Origin of the sequence: Streptomyces sp. NPDC058000 (assembly GCF_042886435.1) — a bacterium.
Lineage (GTDB): Bacteria > Actinomycetota > Actinomycetes > Streptomycetales > Streptomycetaceae > Streptomyces.
In genome coordinates this window covers 581247-606068 of the sequence record NZ_JBHVQS010000001.1, presented here as the reverse complement: position 1 = coordinate 606068, position 24822 = coordinate 581247, and the positions used below count along the sequence as shown (strand labels likewise).

Sequence of the window (24822 nt, the reverse complement as noted above, 5' to 3'; positions counted from 1 at the left end):
CGGAGGGCCCACTGCACAGTTGAGGCCCAGGTCAGCGACCTGGGCCTGGTTCGTTGTCTGGGTCTTTTATGGGGCGGCGTGTCCGCCGCGTTCCCCAACTTGGGCCTGCGGTCTGTCTTGAAGGCGACGGACGGGCCGACTCACGGGGCCGGGGTCGCGCCCCGCGGGCTCGTCCGCGTGACGGCGTCGATCTGGGCGTTGAGGAGGTCGAGCGCGGTCTGCGGGGTCAGATGGCCGATCAGGACGTGGGTGGTCAGTCCGTCGGCGAGGGCGAGAAGCGTGTGTGCCGCCCGGTGCGGATCGTGGTCCGCGTGCAGGGCTGCGCCACCGTGCGGGGCCGGGTCGGGCGCGCGGCCCTCGCTGAGCAGACGCACGAGCAGGGGGTGCAACGCGGCGTAGTGGTTGCGCAGCACGGTGGCGAGTTCGGGGGTCACCGCGGCTTGTGCGACGAACGCGAGCCAGACCCGGGCCTCGGTCCGGTGCGCCTCGTCGACCAGGGCGACCTCGCCCAGTACGTGCTCCAGGGCCGAGCCGGTCGCGCCCGCCGCCGTGGCGGTGCGGGCGTGGGCCTGCTCGGTCACCCGCTCGGTGACCCGCTCGCCGATGTGGTCGAGCGCGAAGACGAGCATCTCCTGCTTGGTGCGGAAGCAGCGTTGGACCGCCCCCATCGAGACGCCGGCGCGCGTCGCGACATCGCGCAGGGTCACGCCCTCCAGGCCGCTGCTGTCAGCGAGTGCGCACACCGCCTCGGCGATCCGGCGCCGCCGCTCCTCGTGGTCCACCTGTCTGGGCATGGGCTCCCTCACCGCTCTCGTAGTAATGCGCTTGCATCGCTTCCCAGCATAGGATGTGATGCAAGCGCATCGAAACGAATGGACAGTCGATGCCATGGCGTGGCACGTCATGGCGTGGCGAGGGAAAGGGGGCGGGGGTGCGCGCTCACCACACGGACCGAGCGAGCGGCCCGACGACGCGATGAACACTGAACTGTGGAAGCTGAACGCGACCGAGCTGGGCGCGGCCGTCACCCGTGGCGAGGTCCTGGCGGCCGAGGTGGTGGAAAGCCATCTGGAGCGCATCGCGGCGGTGAACCCGGCCGTGAACGCCGTCACCCAGCTCATGGCGGACAGCGCCCGCGAAGCCGCGGACGCGACCGACCGGCGCCGCGCGGCGGGTGAGCAGCTCGGCCCGCTGGCCGGCGTGCCCTTCACCGTCAAGGAGAACATCCACGTGGCGGGGTGGGCGACCACGCACGGCGTGCAGAAGTTCCGCGAGCACGTGGCGGAGGCCGACTCCCCGCCGGTGCGCCGGCTCCGCGAGGCGGGAGCGATCCCGATCGGCCACGCCAACATGCCCGACCTGGCGATCTCCTCGGACCCCGCGAGCCAGCTGTACGGCAGGACGTACAACCCCTGGGACCGGTCGAAGACCCCGGGCGCGAGCAGCAGCGGCGACGGGGTGGCGGTCGCGGTCGGCATGGCGGCGCTCGGCCTCGGCAACGACTCGGGCGGCTCGGTGCGCATGCCCGCGGCCTTCAACGGAGTGGCGGCACTGAAGCCGAGCTACGGCCGCTTCGCCGCCGACCACCGCGTCATGGGCCAGGAGCCGATGCTGGCCTCCCAGCTCATCCCCGTCGACGGCCCGCTCGCCCGCTCGGTCGCCGACCTGCGCGCGGCCTACGAGGCACTGGCGGGCGCGGACCCGGAGGACCCGCGGGCGGTCCCGGTACCCGCATACGGGCCCCGCCCCGCCGGCCCGCTCAAGGTCGGCGTCGTGGCCGACCCGGCCGGAGCCGGCGTCCATCCCGAGGTCCGGGCCGCCGTCGACGAGGCGGCCACCACGCTGGAGCAGGCGGGTTACGCCGTGGAGGAGGTGCAGATCCCCCGGCTGGGCGAGGCCCTGGAGTGTTACGGCACGCTCATCATGACCGAGTTCGGCGTGAAGTGGCCCCGCATCAGGAAGTTGCTCAGCGAGAAGGGCGCCCAGCACCTCGACCTGTTCATGGAGCGCACCCCGCACACCGATCTCGCGGAGTTCCTCCGGCAGACCGGCGTCCGGCTCACCGTCCAACGTGACTGGGCCAAGTTCCTGGACGCCTACCCGCTGCTCCTCGGGGCCACCTGCCCCCAGCCCGTCCCCGCGATCGACATACTCCCCGACGACACCGACGCCGAGAGCCACGCCCAGATGATGCTGGCGGGGGCCCTGTGCACCGTGACCTCCCTGGTCGGCGTGCCTGCGGTGAGTGTGCCCACCGGATTCGCGGAGGGCATGCCGCAGGGCGTCCAGCTCATCGGTCAGATGTACCGCGAGGACCGGTGCCTGGAGGCCGCCGAGGTGATCGAGCGCCACTTCGGCGTGCTCGCACCCATCGACCCGCGCCCGTAACCGGAGCGCGCACCGGTGTCCGCCCTGGCGACGGGGCAGGGCGGACACCGGAAACCCGGCCCGGGCTCTGGGCCTGGCCGCGGAACGCCTCCCGGCCCGAGGCCGCCGCGGGCCAGAGAGGCGTTTCTGCCGCGTGGGGTGCGTCGGCTCGCTTTTAATGGTGGCTGAACCACCAGTAGGGGTGGGCTACTTGGGGAGGTAGGCGGAGCGCATGCTGAGTGAGGCGTTGCGCGCGGTGGCCGCCGCCGGCGGGGCCGCGGTGGTCCGGGCGGCGGGCACGGACGCGTGGGCGGGCGTCCGGCAGCGCACCGCCGAGCTGTTCGACGGTGGTGCGGAGCGGCAGCAGGTACTCGACGCGCTCGACCGGACGCGGGCCGAGCTGGCCGAGCCGGCCGACGGCGGCGGGGCGGCCGCCGCCGGTGCGCGGTGGCGCGACCGGTTCGCGCAGCAACTGGCCGGGCTGAGCGGTGCGGAACGGCTGCGGTTCATCGACCAGTTGATGGAGTGCGTGGAGTTGGCTGAGTTGGCTGAGTTGACTGAGATGACTGAGATGACTGAGTTGACTGAGTTGGCGGGAGCGGACCGGACGACGACCGGTGCCGGTGCCGGCGACGGTGCTGGCACGACCGTCCAGGGGGATCTGTCGGTGCGGGCCGAGCGGGGCGCGGTGGCGGGTGTCTTCCAGGGCTCGGTGCACCTCGAAAACCCTCGCCCGCCGGGTGCGGACCAGGACTGACCGCACCCGGGGACTTCAGTCCGACCGTCCACGCCACCACCTCCGTCCTGTCCTCGGCCCACGGCGCCGCCTTCGGGCACGTGGAGAACCTCCACTACCACCCGACGGGAGCCGGGCGGGCGCCGCTCGCCTGGCCGCACCAGGTGGGCGTCGTACCGCCCGAGGCCCACTGCTTCCAGCCGCGTGACGCCCGCACCGCGGGGGACGATCCGGCGCCGTGCCGGATCCTGTGCGGGCTGGGCGGGGCCGGTAAGACGCAGTGGGCCGCGCGGCTGGCGCGGGAGGCCCAGCGCACCGGCGCGGTCGCCCTCCTGGTGTGGGTCACGGCCAGCACCCGGGAGGCGATCGAGTCCGTCTACGCCCAAGCGGGCCAGGAGGTCGCCGGGGCCGATCCGACCGACCCCCGGCGCGCCGCCCAGCAGTTCCTCTCCTGGCTGCAACGGACCGAACGGCGCTGGCTGATCGTGCTGGACGACGTCGCCGATCCGGCGGACCTCCGGGAGCTGTGGCCACCGCACCGTCCGCAGGGGCAGGTCCTGGTCACCACGCGCCGGCGGGACGCCGCCCTGATGGGGCAGGGCCGCGCCTTCGTCGAGGTGGGGGTGTTCACCCCGGACGAGTCCCGCTCCTACCTCGGCACGAAACTCGCCGCCCACGGACACCGGATCACCGACGCGGCGGCCGCGGAGCTCGCCGCGGACCTCGGCCACCTCCCGCTGGCGTTGGCCCAGGCGGCCTCCTACCTCACCGATCAGGGGCTGTCGTGCGCCGAGTACCGGCGGCGGCTCCGCGACCGGCGCAGGTCCCTGCCCGACCTCCTGCCGGAGCACGGTGAGCTGCCCGACGACCACCGGGAAACCGTGGCCGCCGTCTGGGAGTTGTCGATCGAGCGCGCCGACCAGCTGCGGCCCCGCGGGCTGGCGCGCCCGTTCCTGGAGATGGCCTCGGTGCTCGGCCCGCACGGCATCCCGGCCGCGGTCCTCACCGGCGAACCCGCGCGGGCCTACGCGGGCGGCTGCCCGGTGCCGGAGGCGACCGGGGACGGGGCGGGAGAGGTCTGGTACGACGACGTGCCGGTCGAGGACGCGCACGCCGCGCTGCGGTGCCTGCACCGCCTCAGCCTGATCACCCTGGACCCGGACGACGCCCGGCAGACGGTCCGGGTGCACGGGCTCGTCCAGCGGGCCACCCGGGAGTCCCTGGCCCCCGAGCGGCTGGCCACGGCGGCGTACCACGCGGGCACCTGCCTCCTCCTCGCGTGGCCCACCGCGGCCCACGAACAAGGCGGGCCGCTGGCCCGGATGCTGCGCGACAACGCCGATGCCCTGTACGACATCGCCGGGGAGGCCATGTGGCCGCTGCACGGCTACTACGCCTTCAACCAGAGCGCGGACAGCTACGGCTGCGCCGGTATGCAGTCCAAGGCCGTCGCCAAGCTGGAGGACCTGTGCACGTCCGCGGTCCGCCACCTCGGAGCCGACCACTCGTACACCCTGAAGGTGCAGCGCCAGCTGGGGTACTGGCGGTCGTGCAACAAGGACGCCGACGCCGGTGACGCCCTGGTGGACGCGCTCGAAAGCCACCGGCGGGTCTACGGCGACGACCACGTCCACACCCTGGCGGTCAAGGGCCACCTGGCCGAGCTGCTGGGACGCGGGGGACTCCCGCACGGCGCGGTCCACGTCTTCGAGGACATCCTCGACACACTCCTGCGCAGCCATCCCGACGAGCGCGTGCGGATCCTCGAAGCCCGGTGCCAGATCGCCTTCTGGAACGGGCTGGCGCACCAGGACCCGGCGCAGATCCCCGCCCTGGAGCACCTGCACGACGCCTTGCTCGCCGAGCTGGACTCCGACGACGAGTTGGTGCTCACCTCCGCCCACAACATCGCGGCGCTGCGCGGTGAATGCGGGGACCCCGCGGGGGCGGCCGCCCGGCTCGAAGAGGTCGCCCGCGTCGAGGCGCGGACCCGTGGTGCGGACCACCCGGAAAGCCTGACGACCCGTCATAACCTGGCGTTCTACCGGGCGAAGGCCGGCGACCTCGACCGGGCCGTGGCGGAGCTGAGCGCCGTACTGGACGACCGGCGGCGGGTCCTCGGCGAGAACCATCCGAGCACCGACAACACCCGCGACAAACTGGCCGAACTGCGCGCATCGGCCGGCTGAACCCCCTCCCGGACCGGCCGGAACGGACTTACGGCACGCTTAAGTATATTTATGCCTCAAGCGATCCGAGGGGGACAGTTCGTGATGCGCGTGATGGTCGTCGACGACGAGCCGCTGCTGCGGATGGGGATGCAGCACATCCTGCGGGCGGAACCGGACATCGAGGTTCCGGTGACCTGCGAGGGATGGGAGGCGGTGGCGGCCGTCGAACGGCACCGTCCGGACGTCGTCCTGCTCGACATCCGGATGCCGCGGGTCGACGGACTGTCGGTCCTCGCCGAGCTGCGGGCGCTGGCCGATCCCCCGGTGGTGGCGATGCTGACGACGTTCTCCGCGGACCAGGACATCGCGGCCGCGCTGCGCGGCGGGGCGGCCGGGTTCCTGCTGAAGGACACCGCGCCGCAGGAGCTGACGCACGCCGTGCGGCTGCTGGCCGCGGGCGGGTCGGTGCTGTCGCCGACGGCCGCCGACACCGTACGGGACGGGTTCCTCAGCTCGGCGGCCGGGGCGCCGCCGGCCGCGGGGGCGCCCCGGACGGCCGGCGGGGCGGCCGGGAGCGGGCTGACCGAGCGCGAACGCGACGTGCTGGCGCTGCTCGCCGAAGGACTGTCCAACGCGGAGATCGGGCGGCGGCTGCTGATCAGTTCGTCGACGGCCAAGGACCACGTCAGCGCCATCCTCACCAAGCTGGGGCTGGCCAACCGGATCCAGGCGGCGGTGTACGCCCACCGGCATGCGCTGACCACGGGCGGTGCGGCCGCTGTCGGTGGCTGATGAGGCGGGCGCGGGGCGCGGTGGACGCGGCGGCGGTGACGCTGGCCGCCGTGGAGATCCCCACGGTGTGGAGCCTGATCGGTCCGGTGGAGCTGGTGCTGTACGCGGGGACGGCGCTGCTGCTCCTGGCGCGGCGCCACCTGCCGGTGCCGGTACTGGTACTGACCCTACCCGCCGCGGTGACGGGGCTGCTGCTGGCGCCGATGATCGCGATGTGCCAGGTGGCCTACGGCACGGACCGGCGGGCGGTGACCGGGGTCTGTTCGGGGTTGCTGTTCGCGGTGGCGCTGGTGCCGTGGCGGCCGGCGGAGGCCGAGGTGTGGTCCTACGAGGACGGGCTGCTCGGCGTGATCTCGTCGGCGCTGCTGGCACTGGGACCCACGGCGGTGGGGGCGTTGTCCCGGACGCGGAAGGAACTGACCTCGCGCATCGAGGAGTTGACGCACAGCCGGGAGCGGGAACGGGAGCTGCTGGCACGGTCGGCGGTGGCGGAGGAGCGGGCCCGGCTGGCCCGCGAGATGCACGATGTGGTCGCCCACAACGTCAGCCTGATCGCGGTGCAGGCCGGGGCGCTGCGGAGCACCACGGGCGAGGACGCCGCGCGACAGACCGCGGCGACGATCGGGGAGCTGAGCCGCGGCACGCTGCACGAGCTGCGGACGCTGGTGGGGGTGTTGCGGAGCGGGTCGGCGCCAGGCCCGGTGGCGGCCGGTGAACCGGCGCCGGAGGGGCCGGGGTTGGCGGAGCTGCCCGGGCTGCTGCGGGCCGGCGGGGACCATGTGCGGTACGAGGGGGCGGCGGCCGGGCGGCGGTGGCCGGCGCCGGTGGAGCGGGCCGCGTACCGCATCGTGCAGGAGGCGGTGACCAACGCCCGCAAGCACGCGGCGGGGGCCGGGGTGACGGTGGCACTGCGGGACGGCGGTGCGCCGCCCGCGGTCCCGGCGGGCGGGACGCTGGTCGTCGAGGTGCGGAACGGGCCCGGGGGCGCGGTGGCGCCGGACGGCGAACGGCCGCTGCCCTCGTCCGGGTTCGGGCTGGTGGGGCTGCGGGAGCGGGCCGAGCAGCTCGGGGGGCGACTGGAGGCGGGGCCCACCGACGACGGCGGCTTCGTGGTGCGGGCGGCGCTGCCGGCCCGGACGACCGCTCAGGGCCGGTAGGGCCGGTCCGGTGGATCGGGGCCGGATGGGCCGCGGCGTCCGGCGCGGCGCGCGGCGGGCCGGTGTGTGCCGCGCGGGGACCCCGCCGATCGGCGGGGGCGCAGAGCAGACGGTCGGCGGATGTACCGGGGCGTCCCCGCTTGGCAGCATTTCGTGGGGTTCGACCCGCACGACGTCGGCCCCGCCCTGAGGAAAGCAGGGCGGGGCCGACTCCCATGGCCATGGGCTTTTCAGGATAAGCACGTCCTTTGACCACGGGACCGGTACACCCGGTCCTGGGAGGTATCTCATGAAGAAGTCCTTCAGCCGCGCGGCCGTTGCCGGCGCCAGCGTCGCCGTCGCCGGTAGCGCCCTGCTGTTCCTGGGCGTCGCCGCCCCGGCCGTCCTCACCGCGTTCTTCGGCTTCACGTCCGCACAGGCGACCGGCGCCGCGACCGCGATCATGGCCGGCATGGACGTCGCCACCGCGCTGTCCATCTTCGGTGGCGCCACCGCCGTCGGTGGCCTGGGCCTCACCCTGCTCCGCAAGGCCGTGGGCAAGAAGGCCATCGTCAAGTAACGCCGTCACCGGGGTCGCTGCGCCGGCTGCACCGCCGCGCAGCGACCCCGGTCGTACCGCCGGGACATTCCATGGCAGCGCTCGTCACCTCCGAACACCACGCGGCGCACACGGCGCCGGACGGCCCCCCGGGCAGGCTCGGGACCCGACTCCTGGGCGGCTGGGGACGCCTGCTGCGCCGGCAGCGAGCCGCGCTCGTCGTCGGCAACCTGCTGTGGCTGGGGCCCATCGCCGCCGGCTGCGCCCTGGGCGACCGGCTCGACTTCGGCGTCCGGGCGCGCACCGTGCCCGCCGGCGGCGACCTGTGGTGGTCGATCGTCGGCACCAACGCGGGCGTCGCCCTGCTCGCCTTCGCCGGGGTCCTGACGTTCGGGCTGGCCACCATCGCCTTCAGCCTGGTCTCCGGGCTGCTGACCGGTCTGGGGATCGCCCAGGCGACGACGGTGGCCGGATGGGGCGACCTGGCCCGGCACGTCCTGCCGCACGCATGGCTGGAACTCCCCGCCATCGGGATCGCGGTGGGCGCCGGTGTGGTGCCGTTGATCGCGGCCACCCGGTGGCTGGCCGGCAGGGGAGGGGCCCGGCCGTCGCTCCGGGACGTACTCGGCGACGCCTTCGGGCTGCTGGGGACGTCGCTGTTCCTGCTCCTCATCGCCGCAACGATCGAGACCTGGGTGAGTACCTGATGCACACGACCTCCCCGGAGCGGGCCCCGGCCCCGACCCCGACCCCGACCCCGTCCGCGGCCGCGGACGGCGCCGTCGACACCGCCGCCGACACCGCCGGCGCGGGGGCGGCGCATCCCGCCGATCCGGCGCCCGACGCCCCGCGCGGTGCCGCGGTCGCCCGCTGGGCACAGCTCGGCGGGCTGGTGGCCTGCGGTGTGCTGCTGCCCGTGCTGATGGGGCGGTTCTGGGACCTCTACCGTTCCGCGGCGGCGGACAAGCTGCCCCAAGGGACCGCCGGGCAGTTGGACGTCGCCGCCTGGGCGGCCTGGGCGACGAGTTGGCTCTTCAACGGCGTGGCGTACGGGGTGCTGGCCCTGGCGCTGGGTGCGCTGGGCGCGGCCTGTTGCCGCTGGGCCGGGGCGAGGGGCGACTTCCGCGGGCTGCGGTGGACGGTGGGCGCGGTGGCCGCCGGCTATCTCGCCCTGCGGCTGGCGGTGTTCCTCGTGCTGTCGCTGGCGGGCGCGGACGACCGTGCGCTGCTCGACTGGCTCTCCGCCCCCGAACCGAGTCTGCTGCTGCTCTGGGCCGCCACCGCCGTGGTGCTGCGCCGCGCGGCGCCGGAACTGCGGCCGCTGCACACCGCGTGGTGTGCGGGCGCGCCCGCCCTGCTGCTCGGGGCGCTCTTCGCCGCGCTGTGAGCCGCGCGGCACCGGCGCCGCGCGGCTGCCGGGACCCGCGCCCCGCCGAGAGAAAGCCCCGGCCGTGAAGGCCCCCGCCGAGAGGAAGCGTCCCCCCACATGACCGTGCCCCGCGCCGCCACCACCTCGACTTCCGTACGGTGGCGGCGGTTCGCCGTGTGCAGCGTGCTGCTCAGTGCCGCGTTCGCCTGGTGCCGGGCGGCGCTCTACACCGTGCAACGGGACGAGGTGCGGGCCGCGGTCGCCGGGGCGCCGCGCCTCGCCGACGCCAACCGCACGTTCGTCGCCGACGCCCAGGACGTCCTCCAATGGGCGTGGTGGGGCTTCCCGGTACTGCTGCTGATGCTGACCGCCGTCGCCCTGGTGCTGCGGATCGGACAGTTCCTGCTCATCGGTGTCAGCGGCGCGGTGGGGCCGGCGCTGGCGGCGAGCGGGTTCCTCTTCCCGGGGACCGGTCCGCTGCGGGCGCTGGCGGTGGCGTTCTTCGTGACGCTGCTGTGCGCGGTGACCGCGACGGTGCTGCCGGGGCGGCCGCGATGAACCACCGCGCGCCGGTGACCGGCGGCGCGGCGGACCACGGGGTGCGGGTGCGCCGCGCGGTCCGGCGGCAGGTCCGTGCGGTGGTCGCGCTGGCGCTGGCCGACGGGCGGCGCAAGCTCAATCTGCTCCAGGGGCGGGCCACTCCGCGGTGGGCGCAGATCGCCACCGCCGGCTGCTTCGTCCTGGGGGCGGTCGCCGCGCTGGCCCTGGCGGTCGGTGCGGGGCTGCTCGCCGCGCACACCCTTCCCCTCGCCTCCGCCGATCCGGCCGGGCTGGCGCGGTACGCCTGGCTGCCCGCGGTCCTGGTGGTCGTCGCCATGGCCGCCGGGGCGCGCCCGAACGAGGTCCGTCTGGTGGCCGACCCGCCGGACCGGGCGGTGCTGCTGTCCCTGCCGGTCACGCCCGGACAGCTGTTGTTCGTACGGGCGGTGGGGCCGGCGCTGGCGGCGGCCGGCGGGGCGGCGGTGACGGCCGGGGCGTTCCTGACCGCCTGGCTGGGCGGCTCGCCGGCCGGCAACCGGCTGCTACCGGCGGCACTGACGCTGACCGGGGGACTGCTGCTGGTCGGGCTGGTCCTGCGGCTGACGCTGACCGGGCTGCTGGCGCTCGCCCGGGACGGTGCCGCCCGGCTGCGGACCCTGCTGCTGGCCGGCGGCGCCGGGGTCGCCGCGGGGCTCGTGGCGGCCCCGTTCACCGCGGGACTGCGGGAGCACGGGCCGCTGGCCCAGGCCGTGCCGCGGCTCGCCGGGCAGGCGCTGAACGCCGTACGCCCCGGCTGGTGGGACGCGCTGGTGGGCGGTGGCGCGCCCCGTATCGCGGCCTTCTGCGCCGCCGTCGCGCTGCCGCTGGCCGGTCTCGCGGGTGGGCTGCTGCGGCGGGCCGCGCGCACCCGCGTGCTGCGGGCCGACGGCGCCGGCCCGGTACGCGGCTGCGCGCCGTCCGGGCAGCCGGCGCGGGCCCGCGGCAGGTTCCGGTGGGACGGGCTGCACCGGCGGTCGGTGCTTGTGGTGTTCCTCGCCAAGGACCTGCGGGCGGCGCTGCGCGGCCCGACGGCGGCCACCCTCGGGCTGCGGCGCTGTCTGCTGGGCGGGGTCGCGCTGCTCGGCGCGGGTGCCGGGCACGTCCTGGGCACCGGCGGCGAGGACCCACTGGCCGTGCCCGCGGTCACCGCGGTGGGGGCGCTGGTGGGCGGCGTCCTGCTGGTGGCCGACGAGGCGGTGCAGGTGGCCGGCGTCGAGGCGGAGCGCACGGCATGGGACGCGCTGCGGCAATCGCCCCTGTCGAGCGGTCGGTTGATGGTCTGCAAGGCGGTGTCGTTCACGGTGACCGTGGTGGGCTTCGTGGCGCCGGGGGCGGTCGGCTGGGCGCTGCTCACCGGCGGGACCGGCCCCGACCTCGGCCCGCTGCTGCTCACCGCGCTCGCCGCGGCCTGCGCCGTCGGGGCCGCGGCGGTGGCGACGTCCACCGTGATGCCGCCCGCCGAGCACAGCGGCCAGGGGCGGGTCACCCGCTCCCCCGCTGCCGGGGTGCTCCAGGCGACCCTGACCGGCGCCGTCATGCTCCCCACCGTCGCGCTGTTCCCGCTGACGCCGCGGGAGGCGCCGCTGCTCCGCGCGCTGCCGCCGTTGGCGACCTGCCTGGTGCTGGGGGCGGCCGGCGCGGTGCTGCTGGCCCGCTCGGCGCGGTCGCGGAGCCGGCCGGCCGCGGACCCGGCCCCGTCCGCCTGCGCACCCGCACCGGGCCGGCCCCCGCACGGCTCCGCAACCACCCCCCTCGATCGAAAGGCGACACCACGGTGATCACCCTGCGCGGGCTGACCGCGGAACACGGCGGGCACCCGGTACTCCGGGGCATCGACGCCGAGTTGGCGGTGGGCGAGTTCGTCCACCTCATCGGGGAGAACGGCAGCGGCAAGAGCACCCTGCTGCGGGTCGTCGCCGGACTGCACGCGCCCGGCGGCGGCGACGTGCGCGTCGGTGGCCACCCGCCGGACGCCCCGGAGGCGAAGGCCCTGCGCGGTTTCGTCCAGGACGACCCCCCGCTGTACGACTACCTCAGCGTGCGCGAACAACTGGCCTTCACCGCCCGCCTGTGGGGGTTGCGGCCGGCCGCGGCCCTGACGGCGCTGGAGCGGTTCGGCGCCGGTCAGTGGGCCGACCACCTGGTCCGGGAGCTCTCCCTGGGCACCCGCAAGAAGGTCGGGCTGGTCGCGGCCACCCTGCACGCCCCGCGGCTGGTCCTGCTCGACGAGCCGTTCAACGGCCTGGACCACGCGGCGGTGGACGCGCTCACCGCCCTGCTGGCGGAGTGGAAGCAGGAGGGCCGGACGGTGCTCGCGGTCAGCCACGACCACCACGGGTTCGACGACCTCGTCGACCGCCGGATGCGGCTGGACGGGGGGCGGTTGGCGTGATCGACCTCCAGGGCCTGACCAAGCGCTACGGCGACCGGACCGCCGTCGACGACCTCACCTTCCGCGTCGAACCCGGCGCGGTCACCGGCTTCCTCGGCCCCAACGGCGCCGGCAAGTCCACCACCCTGCGGATGGTGCTCGGACTGGACCGCCCCACCGCGGGCCGGGCCACCGTGCTCGACCGGCCGTACACCGGGATCCGTTACCCGCTGCACGAGGTCGGGGCGCTGCTGGACGCCCGCGCGCTGCACGACGGCCGGACCGCGCACGGCCACCTCCGGGTACTGGCCGCCGCCAACCGGATCCCGGCCCGCCGGATCGATGCGGTGCTGGCCCAGGTCGGGCTCCAGGAGGTCGCGGGCAAACGCGTCAAGGGCTTCTCGCTCGGCATGCGGCAGCGGCTCGGCATCGCGGCGGCCCTGCTCGGGGACCCCGCCGTCCTGCTGCTGGACGAGCCGATCAACGGCCTCGACCCGGAGGGCATCCGGTGGGCCCGCGACCTGATGCGCGGGCTGGCCGCCGAGGGGCGGACGGTCCTCGTCTCCAGCCACCTGATGAGCGAGATGGCACTGACCGCCGACCGCCTCGTCGTCATCGGCCGCGGCCGGCTCCTCGCCGACACCACGGTCGAGGAGTTCGTGGCCGGGCACGCCCGTCGGGTCGTCCATGTGCGCTCCCCGCACCGGGACCGGCTCACCGCGCTGCTGACCGGGGCCGGCATCGCCCACGACGCCGCGGAGGAGGCCCTCCGGGCGTACGACACGGACGCCGCGACGGTGGGTGAACTGGCCGCGTCGGCGGGGCTGACCCTGCACGAACTCCGCCTCGAACACGCCTCGTTGGAGGACGCCTACCTCGGTGTCGTGGCCGCCGCCACCGAATACCGCACCGCCCACCGCGGCGACCCGGCCGTCCCCCCGCCGCACCAGGGAGCCTGACCCGTGCCCGCACCCACCACCGTCCCCGCCGGCGCCGCGTCCGCACCGCCCGGCGCCGCCGCCCTCGCCCGCGCGGTACTGCACGCGGAGTGGATCAAACTCCGCACCGTCCGCTCCACGTTCTGGTCGCTGCTGACCGCCGCGCTCCTGACCCTGGCCACCGGCGCGGCCCTGTGCCTCCTCACCCGGTACGCCGCGCGGGAGTTGGAGCCCGCCGACCGCGCGGCGCTCGACCCGACCGCCACCAGCCTGTCCGGCATGCTCCTCGGCGAGTTGGCGATGGTGCTCTTCGGTGTCCTGGCGGCCTCGGGCGAGTTCGCCACCGGCATGCTCGGCACGTCCGTCCAGGCGGTGCCGCAGCGCGGGCTGCTGCTGAGCTGCAAGGCCGCGGTGGTGTTCACCGTCGCCCTGCTGACCGGCTGCGCCACCTCGCTCACGACCTTCCTGACCGGCCAGGCCGTCCTCGGCGACCTGGCGACCTCGCTCACCGCTCCGGGCGTGCTCCGCGCCGTCCTCGGCGGCGGCCTCTACCTGGCGATGCTCGCCCTGTTCGCGCTGGGCGTCGCCACCGCCCTGCGCCATGCGCTCCTCGCCCTGGGCCTGCTCGTCCCCCTCTTCTTCCTCGTCTCCCCGCTCCTCGGCGCGCTCCCCGCCACCGCCCGCTTCGCCGCCTACCTCCCCGACGCCGCAGGCTCCCACCTCACCGACGTCCACCCGCCGACCGACGGCCTCGGCCCCTGGTCGGGCTCGGCCGTGCTGGCCCTGTGGGTCGCCGCCGCCCTGGCGGCGGCCTACGTGACGCTCAGGGCGCGGGACGTGCGACCGGGGTGAGCGACGGGCCGGATGCGCCCGCCCGCTCCGTGGCGCCCCCTCGCGCCCCTTCGCGTTCCGTGATCAACGGCACACATACTGCGCGGTAACAAGCGGGGGCGGCGGGCCTAGAGTGTGCGCCGTTGGCCGGCTCGGGGCCGGTTGGTCGGTGCGAGGTGGGAGGCAGGGTGCGTTCTCCGAAGGATTTTTTCCGTCCGTTGGCCGTGGGGGCTCCGGAGCCGGTGCGGGACGTGCCGTTCCGGCCGTCACGGATGATCCACTTCTTCGATCCGGGCAATCCGCGGATGGCGGCCAAGGTGCCGGACATCGCACCGGACGTCGATGTGCTGCTCGGGAACCTGGAGGACGCGGTCGCCGCGGACCGCAAGGAGGCTGCGCGGGCCGGGCTGGTCGAGATCGCCCGCGGCACCGACTTCGGCGCGACGCAGTTGTGGACGCGGATCAACAGCCTGGACTCGCCGTGGGCGTTGGACGACCTGCTGACGCTGGTCACCGAGATCGGCGACAAGCTCGACGTGATCATGGTGCCGAAGGTCGAGGGCGCCGAGGACATCCACTACGTCGACCGGCTGGTGGCCCAGTTGGAGGCGAAGGCCGGGGTGCGGCGGCCGATCCTGCTGCACGCCATCCTGGAGACGGCGCGCGGGGTCGCCAATGTGGAGGAGATCGCCGGGGCCAGCCCGCGGATGCAGGGAATGTCGCTGGGGCCGGCGGACCTGGCGGCGAGCCGACGGATGAAGACCACCCGGGTCGGCGGCGGGCACCCCGGCTATCTGGTGCGCCAGGACCCGCAGCCGGGTGCGGCGGACGCGCCGCGGGCGGTGTTCCAGCAGGACCTGTGGCACTACACGATCGCGCGGATGGTGGACGCCTGCGCGGCGCACGGCCTCCTGCCGTACTACGGGCCGTTCGGCGACATCAAGGACACCGTGGCGTGCGAGGACCAGTTCCGCAACGCGTTCCTGCTGGGGTGCGTGGGGGCGTGGAGCCTGCACCCGGTGCAGATCGGGATCGCGAAGCAGGTGTTCTCGCCGGCGCCGGACGAGGTCGCCTGGGCGCGCCGGGTCATCGCGGAGATGGGTGACGGGACGGGCGCGGTGATGATCGACGGGAAGATGCAGGACGACGCCACGGTCAAGCAGTGCCGGGTGGTGGTGGAGCTCGCCGAGGCGCTGGTGGCGCGGGATCCCGCACTGCGGGCGGCGTACGCGGCGGCGAGCGGCGAGGGAACGGAGTAGGGCCATGGGTGCGACGGACGAGGCGCCGGAGGGCGTGCGGGCGCGGCGGTCGGTGCTGTACATGCCGGGGGCCAACGCGCGGGCGCTGGAGAAGGCGGCGTCGCTGCCGGCGGACGGGCTGATCCTGGACCTGGAGGACGCGGTCGCCCCGGATGCCAAGGAGGCGGCGCGGGAGCGGGTCGCGGCGGCGGTGGCCACCGGCGCGTACGGCCGTCGGGAGGTCACGGTCCGGGTCAACGGGCCGGGCACGCAGTGGTTCGCGGACGATCTGCGGGCGGCGGCGCAGGCCGGTCCGGACGCGGTGGTGGTACCGAAGGTGGAGTCCGCGGAGACCGTGCGGGAGGTGGAGCGGCGGCTGGAGGCGGCCGGCGCCCCGGACCGCACGGCGATCTGGGCGATGGTGGAGACGCCGCGGGCGATGCTGGATGCCCGCGCGGTGGCCGGCGCGAGCGAGCGGCTGACGGTGCTGGTGATGGGCACCAACGACCTGGCGAAGGAGCTGCACGCCGCGCACGTGCCGGGCCGGGCACCGCTGCTGACCGGACTGTCGCTGGCGCTGCTGGCGGCCCGCGAGGCGGGGAAGGCGATCCTGGACGGGGTGTTCAACAACGTCAAGGACCTGGCCGGGTTCGAGGCGGAGTGCGTCCAGGGGCAGCAGTTCGGGTTCGACGGGAAGACGCTGATCCATCCGTCGCAGATCGAGCCGTGCAACCGGGTGTTCGCCCCGGCGGAGGCTGAGGTGGACCGGGCCCGGAAGATCATCGAGGCGTTCGAGGCCGCGGCCCGGGAAGGCCGCGGGGTGGTCACCGTGGACGGGCGGATGGTGGAGAACCTGCACGTGGAGGAGGCGCGGCGGGTGCTGGCACTGGCCGCGGCGGTGGCGGACTCCGGCCAGTAGGCGTCGCCGATTCCGATCCACCGTCCCAGGCCCCGATCCACCTGACCGGCCCCGGGCCCTGGGGCCGGTCCCGGCACGGCGGCACCGGCCAGGCCGGGCGGAGCATCAGGCCGGGCGGAGCGTCAGGGCGGGGGCCGGGTCGGTGGTGAGGACGCCGGGGGCGAAGCCGCGGGCGAGGCGGTCGAAGAGGCTGCCGAGCCAACGGGCGTCCACGACGGAGGCGTGCCGCAGCCGCATCCGGTGGGCCTGGAAGGGGACGATCCGCAGCTCCTGGAGGCGGCCGGTGCCGGGCTCCAGGGCGGCGAGGTAGAGCGGACGCAGGTCGTCGCGGTAGCGCTCGTAGCCGGTGATGCCCTCGTAGTCGTCGATGAAATCGCCGCACCCGTGGAGGATGAGCTTGCCCGCGTACACCTCCACGGGGCGCGGGTGGTGCGCGGAGTGGCCGTGGACGAGGTCCACGCCGGCGTCGATCAGGGCGTGCGCACAGGCGGTCTGGGCGCGGGGCACGGTGTAGCCCCAGTTGGAGCCCCAGTGCACCGAGACCACGGCCAGGTCGCCGGTCCGTTTCCGGGTGCGGAGCAGGGCGGCCGCCGCCGCGGCGGCGGCCGGCGTGGGGCCGTCCGCCCAGTGGACGCCGCCGTGCCGGGCGGTCGCGGCCCAGGTGCGGGGGATGCCGCTGGACGGCATGCCGAGGGCGAGGACGAGCAGGCGGTGACCGTCGGGCAGGGGGACGATCGCGGGGCGACGGGCCGCCTCGGCGTCGGCGCCGGCGCCGGCCGTGCACAGGCCCGCGGCGGCCAGGCTCCGCAGGGTCTCGGCCAGCCCCTCGCGGCCGAAGTCCAGGACGTGGTTGTTGGCCAGTACGCACACGTCGGGGCGGGCGGCGGCCAGGCAGGGGAGGTTCGCCGGGTGCATCCGGTAGTGGATCTGGCGGCCGGGGGCGAAGGTGCCGTGCCGGGTGACGGAGGTCTCCAGGTTGATCACGCGGGCGGCGGGGGCGGCGGCGTCGAGGGCGGCCAGGGCGTCGCCCCAGGGGTAGCGGACGTCGACGGGGCGGGGGACCGGACCGTTGGCCGCCTCGGCCAGTCCGACGTAGATCCTGGCGTCCTGGACATACGGTTCGCGCAGTTCGGGGTCGCCGGGGCGGGGCAGGATCTGGTCGACTCCGCGGCCGAGCATCACATCGCCGCAGAGTGCGAGGGTGACGGGATCAGCGGTCATCGACGCGCACCGGCTTCCTTTTCCCAGGTTAGAGGCCGGCCGGCCCGGTGGCCGAGCGACCGCCGGGGTGGTGTTTCACGTGAAACGCCGCGCTCCCGCGACACCCCGCGTTCCCGCGAAGCGCCGCGTTCCCGTGCAACGACGTGTTTCACGTGAAACGGCGTGTCGCTCGTGGAACGGCGCGTCCTTCATCGCTGGCCGGTCCGAAGCGGCGGCGGTAGGCGGACGGGGTCAGGCCGGTCTCGCGGCGCATCAGGGTGCGCAGGTGGGCCGCCGTGCCCAGGCCGCTGCGCCGGGCGACCACGTCGAGGCGGCTCTCCCCGCGTTCGATCAACCGGCAGGCCAGCGCGATCCGTTCGCCGGTGAGCCAGGCCAACGGGGTGGTGCCCAGCTGGGCGCGGAAGCGGCGGTGCAGGGTGGCCGGGCTGACCGCGGCGCGGGCGGCCAGGTCGAGCACGGCGAGCGGGCCGTCCAGGTGTTCCTGGGCCCAGGCCAGGAGCGGGGCGAGCGACTCGTCCGGCACCCTGGGCACCGGGCGGTCCACGAACTGCCGCTGGCCGCCGTCCCGGTGAGCGGCGAAGACCAGCCGGCGGCTGACCGTGTTGGCGATCTCCGCGCCGTGGTCGCGGCGGACCAGGTGCAACCCCAGGTCGAGCGCGGCCGCGCTGCCCGCCGCGGTGAGGATCTCGCCGTCGTCCACGAACAGCACGTCGGGCTCCAGGTGGACGGCGGGGAAGCGGGCCCGGAAGGCGTCCGCCCACTGCCAGTGGGTGGTGGCCCGGCGGCCGTCGAGGACGCCCGCCTCGGCGAGGGTGAAGGCCCCCGTGCAGAAGCTGACCAGCCGCGCACCGCGGGCGTGGGCCCGGCGGATCGCGTCGAGCAGGGCGGGGCGGCGGGGCACCTCGACGTCGGGCCGGTGGGGAACGATCACGGTGTCCGCGGTGTCGGCCGCCGCCAGACCGGCGACGCCGGTGAGGGTGAAGAAGCCGTCGCGCATCAGGATCCGCGGCTCCGGCGCGCAGAGCGCGAAATCGTAGAGTTCCCGGCCTATTTCGGGGCGCCGGAGGCCGAACACCTCGATCGCACAGCCGAGTTCGAAGGGGTTGGTGTTCTCGTCGACGACGGCGACGACGCGGTGCGGGCGGTGCGAGCGGTCCGGCGCGCGGCCAGGTTGCGAGGATCGTTGCGGCATATGCGATTCCTAGCACTCCCGGCGACCGGACGGGCCGGACAGGATCGGATCATGAGCACACACACGAACCAGCCGCTGGAGCTCGGCGCGGCGCTGGCCTCCTTCGACGCCCTGTGGAGCCCCCGGATCGTCACCCGGGTCAACGACTACGACGTCCGGGTCGCCAAGGTCGCCGGCGAGCACCTGTGGCACGCCCACGACGACACCGATGAGTTCTTCCTGGTACTGGAGGGGGAGCTGTTCATCGCGTTGCGGGAGGAGGCGGGAGAGCGCACGGTCCGGCTCCCCAAGGGCGCCGTCTTCACCGTCCCCCGGGGCACCGAGCACAAGCCGTCCGCCCCGACCGGCGCCTCGATCCTGGTCTTCGAACCCACCGGGACGTCGACGGTCGGCGACCGGCACGAGGAGGTCCCCGACCACGTGGACGCGACCACGGGGCACGCACTGGCTTGACCCGCCCACGGACGGCCCGGTGACCCGCCACCGGGCCGTCGTCGCGGGAGGCCGGGCCGCGGCTCACCCCGCGCAGGTAACTCGGCATGTTCTCAGGCTTGTTGAGGCAGCAGGTCCGGCCCCTCCGGTGGACCGCCCACTCGTGGCGGGGGTTTCCCCCGCCTCCGCGGCCCGCACCGCCCCCCGTGGGGCCTGTCGGGACCGTTGGGCCACCCGGCTGAATATGGCCCGTGAGCGTTTGGCTCCCTGCGGGTTCTCAAGGCCGCGGGCCGACAACCACAGGACGATACGTCTGGGATCAGCAGGCCGATCGGGCAAGGAGCGTCGTGAAAAAACTAGTGCAGGCGGGAACCGTCGCCGGGGCATGCGGTCTGGTGTTTCTCAGCACCGGAATCGCCAAGGCCCAGACCACCACTCCGGACGGTTCGCTGCTTTCCGCGGTGGCGGGCGCCGACGTCGGCACCATCACCAGCATGATTTCCGGCGTGACGTGCGACAACCGCCTCGCCGATTTCAATTACCGCTCCCCGGCGAACCGGTCACCGCACCCGTGCGTCAACGGGCCGATCCGCAGCGGCAACAGCAAGAACAGCAACAATTACCTCAACCGCGGCAACCCGGTGAACAGCGGAAACATCGAAACCGCCGCCGGTTCCACGAACAGTCTCAACTCCGCCACGGGTTCGGAAAGCGGCAGCCGGAACGACGTGTCCCGCATTCTCAAGATCCTCCGCTGAGCCGGTTCCGGCCCTGGTCCGGAACGACTCCGAAAAATCCGAAGGCCCCGGTATCCCCGGGGCCTTCGGATTGTGGTGCCCGCCTAGAGATGCAGACCGCCGCCCCCTCCGAGGTTCTTCATCTGGTTGGAGCTGCCCGATGTGGCGCCGCTACCGGTGGTTCCCGAATTGTTGGAGCCGCTGCTGCTCGTCGGGCTTCCGCTGCTGCTGGGACTCCCGTTGATCCGGACGTTCTCCGCGTTCTTGGTGTTGCCGCTGTTGACTGGGCCGTTGATGCAGAAGCGGACCCGGCCCTCGCACCGGAATCCGGCGACGAATCTGTTGAAGGTGTCCCCGCTCGCCTCGAACGGCCCGTCCCCGTACCCCCACGCCATGGCCGGCGACGCCCCGCCACCCACCAGGAGCAGGCCGAAAAGACCTGTCATCACCCATTTCATGCGACGTGCTCTCTTCACAGTGCGATCCTGCCCCTCACGATTGGGAAACCCCGCAGTCTTGCTACCGGCAGTCCGCACCTCGACCAAGCCGGCGGATCGGCCGGTCTCCCGCGTTCACCCTGAACGCCCACCGGATTCACCATGACGGCCCTCCTGAGCCGCGTTCCGGGAAACGTACGGCGGTCGTCCGGGAGCGGTGAACGGGCGCAGGTTCGGGCTGCAAGGTCGCCGCAAGGGACCTGTAAGGGCGCTGCAAGGAAAACGCAGGGGGTGTCGGGCACGTCCTGTCTCGGACTGTCCTCAACCGACATTCATGGGGGAAGAGTTGTCTGCGACATCGATGGTCTCGGCGCTGATCCAACGAGGTCAGTGGTCGACCGTGCAGGACTGTAAACGCGTACTGGTGGTGGCACACACCCTGGCGTACGCCCAACGCCTGGCGGAGGTGTTCGGCCTGCTGGAGGCCGACCTGCGGGTCCAGGTCGTCTTCACCGCCGCGCCGCACGCCTTCGGCGACGGGGTGTCCGCATACCTCCGGGGGCTGGGCATCGCGACCGTGCCCTGGGAGCAGGCGATCCGCACCGAGTTCGACCTGGCGCTGGCCGCCGGGTCCCGGGGCGTGCACGAGGTACGGGCGCCGCTCGTGCGGCTGTCGCACGGGGCCGGCCACATCAAACTACTGCGGGACGCCTCGGCGCTGGCTCCCGGAGAGCCGCGGCCGCCGGGAATGATGAGCCGGCAGCACCTGATGCGGGAGGGCCGGCTGGTGCCGGCCGCGGTGGTCTACTCCCACGACCGGGACCTCGCGGAGCTGGCGCGCTCCTGTCCCGAGGCGCTCCCGGTGGCGCATGTCGCGGGGGACCCGTGCCACGACCGGATCGCCGCCGGAATGGTCCGGCGCGAGCGGTACCGCACGGCACTGGGCATCGCGCCGACCCAGCGGTTCGTGGTGGTCACCTCGACCTGGGGCCCGGCGTCCACCTTCGGCCGACTCGACGCCCTGCTGCCGCAGTTGCTGCACCAGCTCCCCGAGCCCGACTACCGGGCGGCGCTGCTGGTTCACCCCAACGTCTATGCAGGACACGGGGGTTGGCAGGTGCGCAGCTGGCTCGGTGCGTGCCGGCAGCGCGGTATCGCGGTGGTACCGCCCGAGGCGGACTGGCAGGCCCCGCTGATCGCGGCGGACTGGGTGATCGGCGATCACGGGTCGCTGACCGCGTACGCCGCGCTGACCGAGGCCACGGTGCTGCTCACCGCCGGTCCGCGCCGCGAGATCTCGGCACATTCGCCGTTGGCGGCGCTGGCCGCCACGGCACCGGTCCTCTCGCCGTCCCACCCCCTGGCCGAGCAGCTGCGGTACGCGGCGGAGCTGCGCCGCCCGGACCAGTACGCGCAGGCCGCGGCCCGGCTGTCGTCGGTGCCCGGCCAGTTCCACCGACGGATGCGGACGCTGCTGTACCGGCTGCTGGAGTTGGGGGAACCGGCCTGCGCCCCGGTCGTGCCGCCGGTCCCGCTCCCGCCGCTGCTGGAGGAGTGGACGGACCCCGGCCTGGGAGCCGCCCGATGACCGGGCCGGCCGGTCCGCTGCCGCCCGTCGCCTGGTCGACGGTCCGCTTCGGCGCCGGGGCCGGTGCGGCGGCCGGCGTCCCGGTGCTGCTCGGCTGGCGCTCCGCGGACGGTGCGGGCCTGGCCCGCGCCTGGCTGCTGGTGTGCCGGGAGGCGCCGGGGCGCGGCCCCGTCCGCCCGGCCGGCGACGGCGTACCGGACGTCCATCTGTGGGCCGACCCCGACGGCGGGCCGGGCGGCCACTGGGCGGAGTTCGCCGATGTGCTCGTGACGCGGACCGCGCTGCCTCCCGGGGCGGCCCGGAAGCGCGCGAGGGCACTGCTGGCGCGCCATCCGGGCGCTCTGGTCGCGGTGGTCCCGCACACCGCGGGGGGCTGTGTCGTCGCGGTGCGCGGCGCACCCGTGGTGTGGTGCGCGGGGCCGGGCGCCCGGCCGTCCCGGCCACCGGTGCCGCCCTGCCTGGTCGGCTCGGTGCTGCATGCCTGGCTGGCCGCGGGCGGCCCCTTGGGGGCGGTGCGCGCCGTCCTTCCTGGGGCGCCGACGCGGGCGGCACCGCGGCAGCTGGGGGGCGTGCCGCACGGTTGACCCGGTCGGCCGGTGCGGCGGGCCGCGGTGCCGTTCACAGGTGCCGCAGCCGGTCCGCCAACCGCTCGGTGTCGGAGGCGCTCACCGGGGCGTAGAGGTCCCGGGCCGCCGTATAGCAGCGGGCGGCCTCGGCCCGGTCGCCGCGCTCCTGGGCGGCCTGGCCGAGCCACTCCAGTGAGCGGCCCTGCCAGTGCTGCGAGCGGGCGCCGGCTTCCCGGAAGCCGGCCAGGGCCGCCCGCAGCCGGGCGGTGCCCGCGTCGTGGTCCCCGGCGCGGACCAGGGCGTGGCCGAGGAGGGCGAGGGCGCGGGCGGCCTCGTAGTGCTCCTGTTCCTGGGTCAGCTCGGTGTGCGCCCGCCGCAGGTGGCGGACGGCCGTACCCGGGTCGTCGGCCGCCAGGGCGGTTTCGGCGAGGCGGATCCGGGAGAGCGCCGCGCCCCTGCGGTAGCCGAGGGACTCCCGTAACCGCAGGGCCTGTTCGAAGTGGTCCCGGGCCTGGGGGAGGCGGCCGGTGCGCAGGGCGAGGTGGCCGAGTCCGTTGAGTGCCTGGGCCTGCTGGCGGACGTCGCCGTGGGCGGTGGCGTTCTCCAGGGCCAGGGCGTACCACCGGGTCGCTTCCTCGTGGTGTCCGGCGTCCCGTAGGCCGATGGCCCCTGAGGTCAGCATGCGGTCCTCGGCCTCCCGATGGCCGTCGCTGCGGGCCGCGGCCAGTCCGAGGCGGTGCGCCTCGATCCACGACTCCGTCGGGCGCAGCCGCAGGAAGAGGGGCCAGAGGGCGTCCACCAGCATCCAGCACCGGGTGTGCCGGCCGGTCCGGGCACAGTGGCGTACCGCGCCCATCAGGGCCGACCGGTGTGCGTCGAGCCAGTCCAGGGCTCCGGCGGCGCCGTCGAGCGGTGCGGGGACGGTGTCCGGGGCGGCGAGGTCGCCGGCCACCGGGCGGTGGCTGGGCGTGAGCAGCCGTTCGGCGGTCCTGGCGGTGCCCAGGCACCAGTCGACGAAGCGGTCGAGGAGCGCCTCGCGCCGCGCGGCGGGTTCCTCGTCCTCGCCGCGGCGTCGGGCGTGCGCGCGCACGAGGTCGTGGCAGCGGTACGTGCCGGGGCCGGTCTCCTCGATGAGGTGGGCCTCCACCAGCGCGCTCAGCGCGGCGTCGGTCCGGCCCCCGGGATCGGCGCGGACGGCGCTGAGCAGGTGGAGGTCGTAGCGGTCGGTGGGCAGCAGCCCCAGGGTCCGGTACAGCGCGGCCGCGTCACCGGGGAGCGTGCGGTACGCGGTGTCCAGGGCGGTCCGCACCACCGAGTCCCCGTCCAGTTGCAGGGCGTCGAGCGGCCCCTGGTCCGCGGAGAGGCTGTCGGCCAGGGCGGAGAGCGTCCGGTGCGGGCGGATGGCCAGTTGGGCGGCGGCCAGGCAGACCGCGAGCGGGAGACAGGCGCAGAGCGTGACCACCTCGCGGGCGGCGTCCGGGGCCTGCTCGACGCGGGCCCCGCCCCCGCCCGCCGCCAGGAGTTCCACGGCCGATTCCGTGCTGAGTGCGGTCAGCCGGTGGACCGCGGCGCCGTCGACGACCAGGCCCGTGAGGTGGTTCCGGCTGGTGACCACGGTGAGGCTGCCCGGTGTCCCGACGAGCAGCGGCCGGACCTGCGCCGCCGTGAAGGCGTTGTCCAGCATGACCGCGAGCCGGCGCCCGGCCGTCACCGAGCGCCAGAGGGCGACCCGCTGGGACGTTTCCGCGGGCACCGAGGACACCCCGAGCGCCTGGAGGAACGCCTCCAGCACGGCCGCCGTCGGCACCGGACCGCCGTGCGGTGCGGGCGGATCGGCGGCGGCCCCCGGTGGCCCGCCGGCGCTCTCGGCCTCGCCGGTGCCGTGGCCGCCGAGATCGGCGTACAGCTGGCCGTCGGGAAAATCGTCCGCGTGCCCTTGCAGCCACCGGGAGACCAGGGTGGTCTTTCCCACCCCCGCGAAACCGCTCACGACCAATAAGGAGCGCGCCCCGGCGCAACGGCCGGAGCGGAGCCGGTCCAGAACGCGCAGGTCGCCTTCCCGGCCCACCAACCGGTCGCGGACGGGCGGAAGTTGCCGGGGGCGCGGAACGGCGGGCGCGGCCTGGTGATGGATGTGGATGCCGCCCTGGATATCGCGGGCCTGCACGCTCTGCCCCTGGACGTAGGCGGATCCGTCAAGGGTGTTGGCATGGCGCGGAGCGGGGCGCTCCGGTCCGCCGGGAGGGGGCGCGTAGCGTCGCGCCCACGCATCCAGCGCCCGGCCCGTAGCCGGCTCACGGAGCGCGAATTCGCTCAGGAAGAAGGCGAGTTGGCGCAGCGCCGAGGGGGTGCGGTCGGCGGCCGCCGCCCAGCTGCGGGCCACGTCGGGGTCGGCCTGTGCGGCCGCGCGGGCGATGCGGTCGAATTCCCGCCAGGCGTCGGATTCCGCTGATCCGCCGAAGCCGACCATGGCCGATAGCAGCTCTTCCCGTGCGTCCGATTCCGGAGTTGGCACGTCCGTAACCTCCTCCTGGCGATTCCTCAAATTGTCACGGGCATATGCAAGCCCCATCCTGCCGCGCCAGACGGCAGTTGCCATAACTCCCCAGCTTTCGCGCCCCTTGAACAAAGCCGTTCACCGTG

24 protein-coding genes are annotated in these 24822 nt (G+C 74.6%); 19 read left to right on the top strand and 5 right to left on the bottom strand.

Features of this window, described 5'->3' with window-relative positions; translation table 11 throughout:
* Positions 1-140: 140 nt before the first annotated feature.
* Positions 141-794, bottom strand: coding sequence for a TetR/AcrR family transcriptional regulator (locus ACFVT2_RS02815; protein ID WP_390011183.1), 654 nt, complete (start codon positions 792-794; stop codon positions 141-143).
* Positions 795-975: 181 nt separating this feature from the next.
* Between ACFVT2_RS02815 and ACFVT2_RS02810 the strand changes: the two genes are divergently transcribed.
* The 15 genes from ACFVT2_RS02810 (at position 976) to ACFVT2_RS02740 (ending at position 16006) form a co-directional block, all read left to right on the top strand.
* Positions 976-2388, top strand: a complete 1413-nt coding sequence (locus ACFVT2_RS02810; RefSeq protein ID WP_390011181.1) for an amidase — start codon at positions 976-978, stop codon at positions 2386-2388.
* 211 nt (positions 2389-2599) lie between these two features.
* A complete protein-coding gene (locus ACFVT2_RS02805; protein ID WP_390011180.1) occupies positions 2600-3124 on the top strand; it encodes a hypothetical protein in 525 nt (174 codons plus the stop codon).
* Between the two features lie 80 nt (positions 3125-3204).
* Positions 3205-5292, top strand: a complete 2088-nt coding sequence (locus ACFVT2_RS02800) for a tetratricopeptide repeat protein (protein ID WP_390011178.1) — start codon at positions 3205-3207, stop codon at positions 5290-5292.
* A gap of 81 nt (positions 5293-5373) precedes the next feature.
* Positions 5374-6066 (top strand): response regulator, encoded by a 693-nt coding sequence (locus ACFVT2_RS02795; RefSeq protein ID WP_390011176.1) that lies wholly within the window; start codon positions 5374-5376, stop codon positions 6064-6066.
* Positions 6066-7223: a sensor histidine kinase gene (locus ACFVT2_RS02790; protein WP_390011174.1), complete on the top strand. Its 1158-nt coding sequence runs from the start codon at positions 6066-6068 to the stop codon at positions 7221-7223. The genes ACFVT2_RS02795 and ACFVT2_RS02790 overlap by 1 nt, the downstream gene beginning before the upstream one ends.
* A gap of 289 nt (positions 7224-7512) precedes the next feature.
* Entirely contained in the window at positions 7513-7782 is a 270-nt protein-coding gene (locus tag ACFVT2_RS02785) for a hypothetical protein (protein WP_390011172.1), read from the top strand.
* 71 nt (positions 7783-7853) lie between these two features.
* On the top strand, positions 7854-8468 hold the full coding sequence (locus ACFVT2_RS02780; protein ID WP_390011170.1) for a stage II sporulation protein M: 615 nt from the start codon (positions 7854-7856) through the stop codon (positions 8466-8468).
* Positions 8468-9148: a hypothetical protein gene (locus tag ACFVT2_RS02775; RefSeq protein ID WP_390011168.1), complete on the top strand. Its 681-nt coding sequence runs from the start codon at positions 8468-8470 to the stop codon at positions 9146-9148. Before ACFVT2_RS02780 ends, ACFVT2_RS02775 begins: the two co-directional genes overlap by 1 nt.
* 99 nt (positions 9149-9247) lie before the next feature.
* Positions 9248-9688, top strand: coding sequence for a hypothetical protein (locus ACFVT2_RS02770; RefSeq protein WP_390011166.1), 441 nt, complete (start codon positions 9248-9250; stop codon positions 9686-9688).
* Positions 9685-11487, top strand: coding sequence for a hypothetical protein (locus tag ACFVT2_RS02765; RefSeq protein WP_390011164.1), 1803 nt, complete (start codon positions 9685-9687; stop codon positions 11485-11487). The genes ACFVT2_RS02770 and ACFVT2_RS02765 overlap by 4 nt, the downstream gene beginning before the upstream one ends.
* The gene (locus ACFVT2_RS02760; RefSeq protein ID WP_390011162.1) at positions 11484-12101 is read left to right on the top strand and encodes an ATP-binding cassette domain-containing protein; all 618 of its coding nucleotides are present in this window, start codon (positions 11484-11486) and stop codon (positions 12099-12101) included. The genes ACFVT2_RS02765 and ACFVT2_RS02760 overlap by 4 nt, the downstream gene beginning before the upstream one ends.
* A complete protein-coding gene (locus ACFVT2_RS02755; protein ID WP_390011160.1) occupies positions 12098-13039 on the top strand; it encodes an ABC transporter ATP-binding protein in 942 nt (313 codons plus the stop codon). The genes ACFVT2_RS02760 and ACFVT2_RS02755 overlap by 4 nt, the downstream gene beginning before the upstream one ends.
* A gap of 3 nt (positions 13040-13042) precedes the next feature.
* Positions 13043-13870 (top strand): ABC transporter permease, encoded by an 828-nt coding sequence (locus ACFVT2_RS02750; protein ID WP_390011158.1) that lies wholly within the window; start codon positions 13043-13045, stop codon positions 13868-13870.
* Positions 13871-14037: 167 nt separating this feature from the next.
* Complete coding sequence (locus tag ACFVT2_RS02745) at positions 14038-15108, top strand: HpcH/HpaI aldolase/citrate lyase family protein (RefSeq protein ID WP_390011156.1); 1071 nt, start codon at positions 14038-14040, stop codon at positions 15106-15108.
* Between the two features lie 4 nt (positions 15109-15112).
* Positions 15113-16006: an HpcH/HpaI aldolase/citrate lyase family protein gene (locus ACFVT2_RS02740; protein WP_390011154.1), complete on the top strand. Its 894-nt coding sequence runs from the start codon at positions 15113-15115 to the stop codon at positions 16004-16006.
* Between the two features lie 105 nt (positions 16007-16111).
* On the opposite strand, the gene ACFVT2_RS02735 is transcribed toward ACFVT2_RS02740, so the two are convergent.
* Both ACFVT2_RS02735 and ACFVT2_RS02730 read right to left on the bottom strand, forming a co-directional pair.
* Positions 16112-17227: a CapA family protein gene (locus ACFVT2_RS02735; protein WP_390011153.1), complete on the bottom strand. Its 1116-nt coding sequence runs from the start codon at positions 17225-17227 to the stop codon at positions 16112-16114.
* A 148-nt stretch (positions 17228-17375) separates the two neighbouring features.
* Entirely contained in the window at positions 17376-18419 is a 1044-nt protein-coding gene (locus ACFVT2_RS02730; protein ID WP_390011151.1) for a helix-turn-helix domain-containing protein, read from the bottom strand.
* Positions 18420-18470: 51 nt separating this feature from the next.
* On the opposite strand from ACFVT2_RS02730, the gene ACFVT2_RS02725 reads away from it, so the two are divergent.
* Together ACFVT2_RS02725 and ACFVT2_RS02720 are read left to right on the top strand one after the other, a co-directional pair.
* Positions 18471-18872 (top strand): cupin domain-containing protein, encoded by a 402-nt coding sequence (locus ACFVT2_RS02725; RefSeq protein ID WP_390011149.1) that lies wholly within the window; start codon positions 18471-18473, stop codon positions 18870-18872.
* A gap of 326 nt (positions 18873-19198) precedes the next feature.
* Positions 19199-19609: a hypothetical protein gene (locus ACFVT2_RS02720; RefSeq protein ID WP_390011148.1), complete on the top strand. Its 411-nt coding sequence runs from the start codon at positions 19199-19201 to the stop codon at positions 19607-19609.
* Between the two features lie 83 nt (positions 19610-19692).
* Here ACFVT2_RS02720 and ACFVT2_RS02715 read toward each other — a convergent pair whose 3' ends face one another.
* Positions 19693-20034 (bottom strand): hypothetical protein, encoded by a 342-nt coding sequence (locus tag ACFVT2_RS02715; RefSeq protein WP_390011146.1) that lies wholly within the window; start codon positions 20032-20034, stop codon positions 19693-19695.
* A 415-nt stretch (positions 20035-20449) separates the two neighbouring features.
* Between ACFVT2_RS02715 and ACFVT2_RS02710 the strand changes: the two genes are divergently transcribed.
* Positions 20450-21613: a hypothetical protein gene (locus tag ACFVT2_RS02710; protein ID WP_390011144.1), complete on the top strand. Its 1164-nt coding sequence runs from the start codon at positions 20450-20452 to the stop codon at positions 21611-21613.
* Positions 21610-22197 (top strand): hypothetical protein, encoded by a 588-nt coding sequence (locus ACFVT2_RS02705; RefSeq protein ID WP_390011142.1) that lies wholly within the window; start codon positions 21610-21612, stop codon positions 22195-22197. The genes ACFVT2_RS02710 and ACFVT2_RS02705 overlap by 4 nt, the downstream gene beginning before the upstream one ends.
* Positions 22198-22231: 34 nt before the next feature.
* Here the strand turns inward: ACFVT2_RS02705 and ACFVT2_RS02700 are convergent, their stop codons facing one another.
* Complete coding sequence (locus ACFVT2_RS02700; protein WP_390011140.1) at positions 22232-24694, bottom strand: ATP-binding protein; 2463 nt, start codon at positions 24692-24694, stop codon at positions 22232-22234.
* Positions 24695-24822 lie beyond the last annotated feature (128 nt).

Excerpts from the sequence above, each read along its gene's own strand:
- ACFVT2_RS02740 (WP_390011154.1), top strand. The coding sequence starts at position 15,113 with ATGGGTGCGACGGACGAGGCGCCGGAGGGCGTGCGGGCGCGGCGGTCG.
- ACFVT2_RS02775 (WP_390011168.1), top strand. The coding sequence starts at position 8,468 with ATGCACACGACCTCCCCGGAGCGGGCCCCGGCCCCGACCCCGACCCCG.
- ACFVT2_RS02815 (WP_390011183.1), bottom strand. The coding sequence starts at position 794 with ATGCCCAGACAGGTGGACCACGAGGAGCGGCGGCGCCGGATCGCCGAG.
- ACFVT2_RS02730 (WP_390011151.1), bottom strand. The coding sequence starts at position 18,419 with ATGCCGCAACGATCCTCGCAACCTGGCCGCGCGCCGGACCGCTCGCAC.
- ACFVT2_RS02805 (WP_390011180.1), top strand. The coding sequence starts at position 2,600 with ATGCTGAGTGAGGCGTTGCGCGCGGTGGCCGCCGCCGGCGGGGCCGCG.
- ACFVT2_RS02715 (WP_390011146.1), bottom strand. The coding sequence starts at position 20,034 with ATGACAGGTCTTTTCGGCCTGCTCCTGGTGGGTGGCGGGGCGTCGCCG.
- ACFVT2_RS02785 (WP_390011172.1), top strand. The coding sequence starts at position 7,513 with ATGAAGAAGTCCTTCAGCCGCGCGGCCGTTGCCGGCGCCAGCGTCGCC.
- ACFVT2_RS02705 (WP_390011142.1), top strand. The coding sequence starts at position 21,610 with ATGACCGGGCCGGCCGGTCCGCTGCCGCCCGTCGCCTGGTCGACGGTC.
- ACFVT2_RS02780 (WP_390011170.1), top strand. The coding sequence starts at position 7,854 with ATGGCAGCGCTCGTCACCTCCGAACACCACGCGGCGCACACGGCGCCG.
- ACFVT2_RS02725 (WP_390011149.1), top strand. The coding sequence starts at position 18,471 with ATGAGCACACACACGAACCAGCCGCTGGAGCTCGGCGCGGCGCTGGCC.
- ACFVT2_RS02765 (WP_390011164.1), top strand. The coding sequence starts at position 9,685 with ATGAACCACCGCGCGCCGGTGACCGGCGGCGCGGCGGACCACGGGGTG.
- ACFVT2_RS02810 (WP_390011181.1), top strand. The coding sequence starts at position 976 with ATGAACACTGAACTGTGGAAGCTGAACGCGACCGAGCTGGGCGCGGCC.
- ACFVT2_RS02770 (WP_390011166.1), top strand. The coding sequence starts at position 9,248 with ATGACCGTGCCCCGCGCCGCCACCACCTCGACTTCCGTACGGTGGCGG.
- ACFVT2_RS02735 (WP_390011153.1), bottom strand. The coding sequence starts at position 17,227 with ATGACCGCTGATCCCGTCACCCTCGCACTCTGCGGCGATGTGATGCTC.
- ACFVT2_RS02790 (WP_390011174.1), top strand. The coding sequence starts at position 6,066 with ATGAGGCGGGCGCGGGGCGCGGTGGACGCGGCGGCGGTGACGCTGGCC.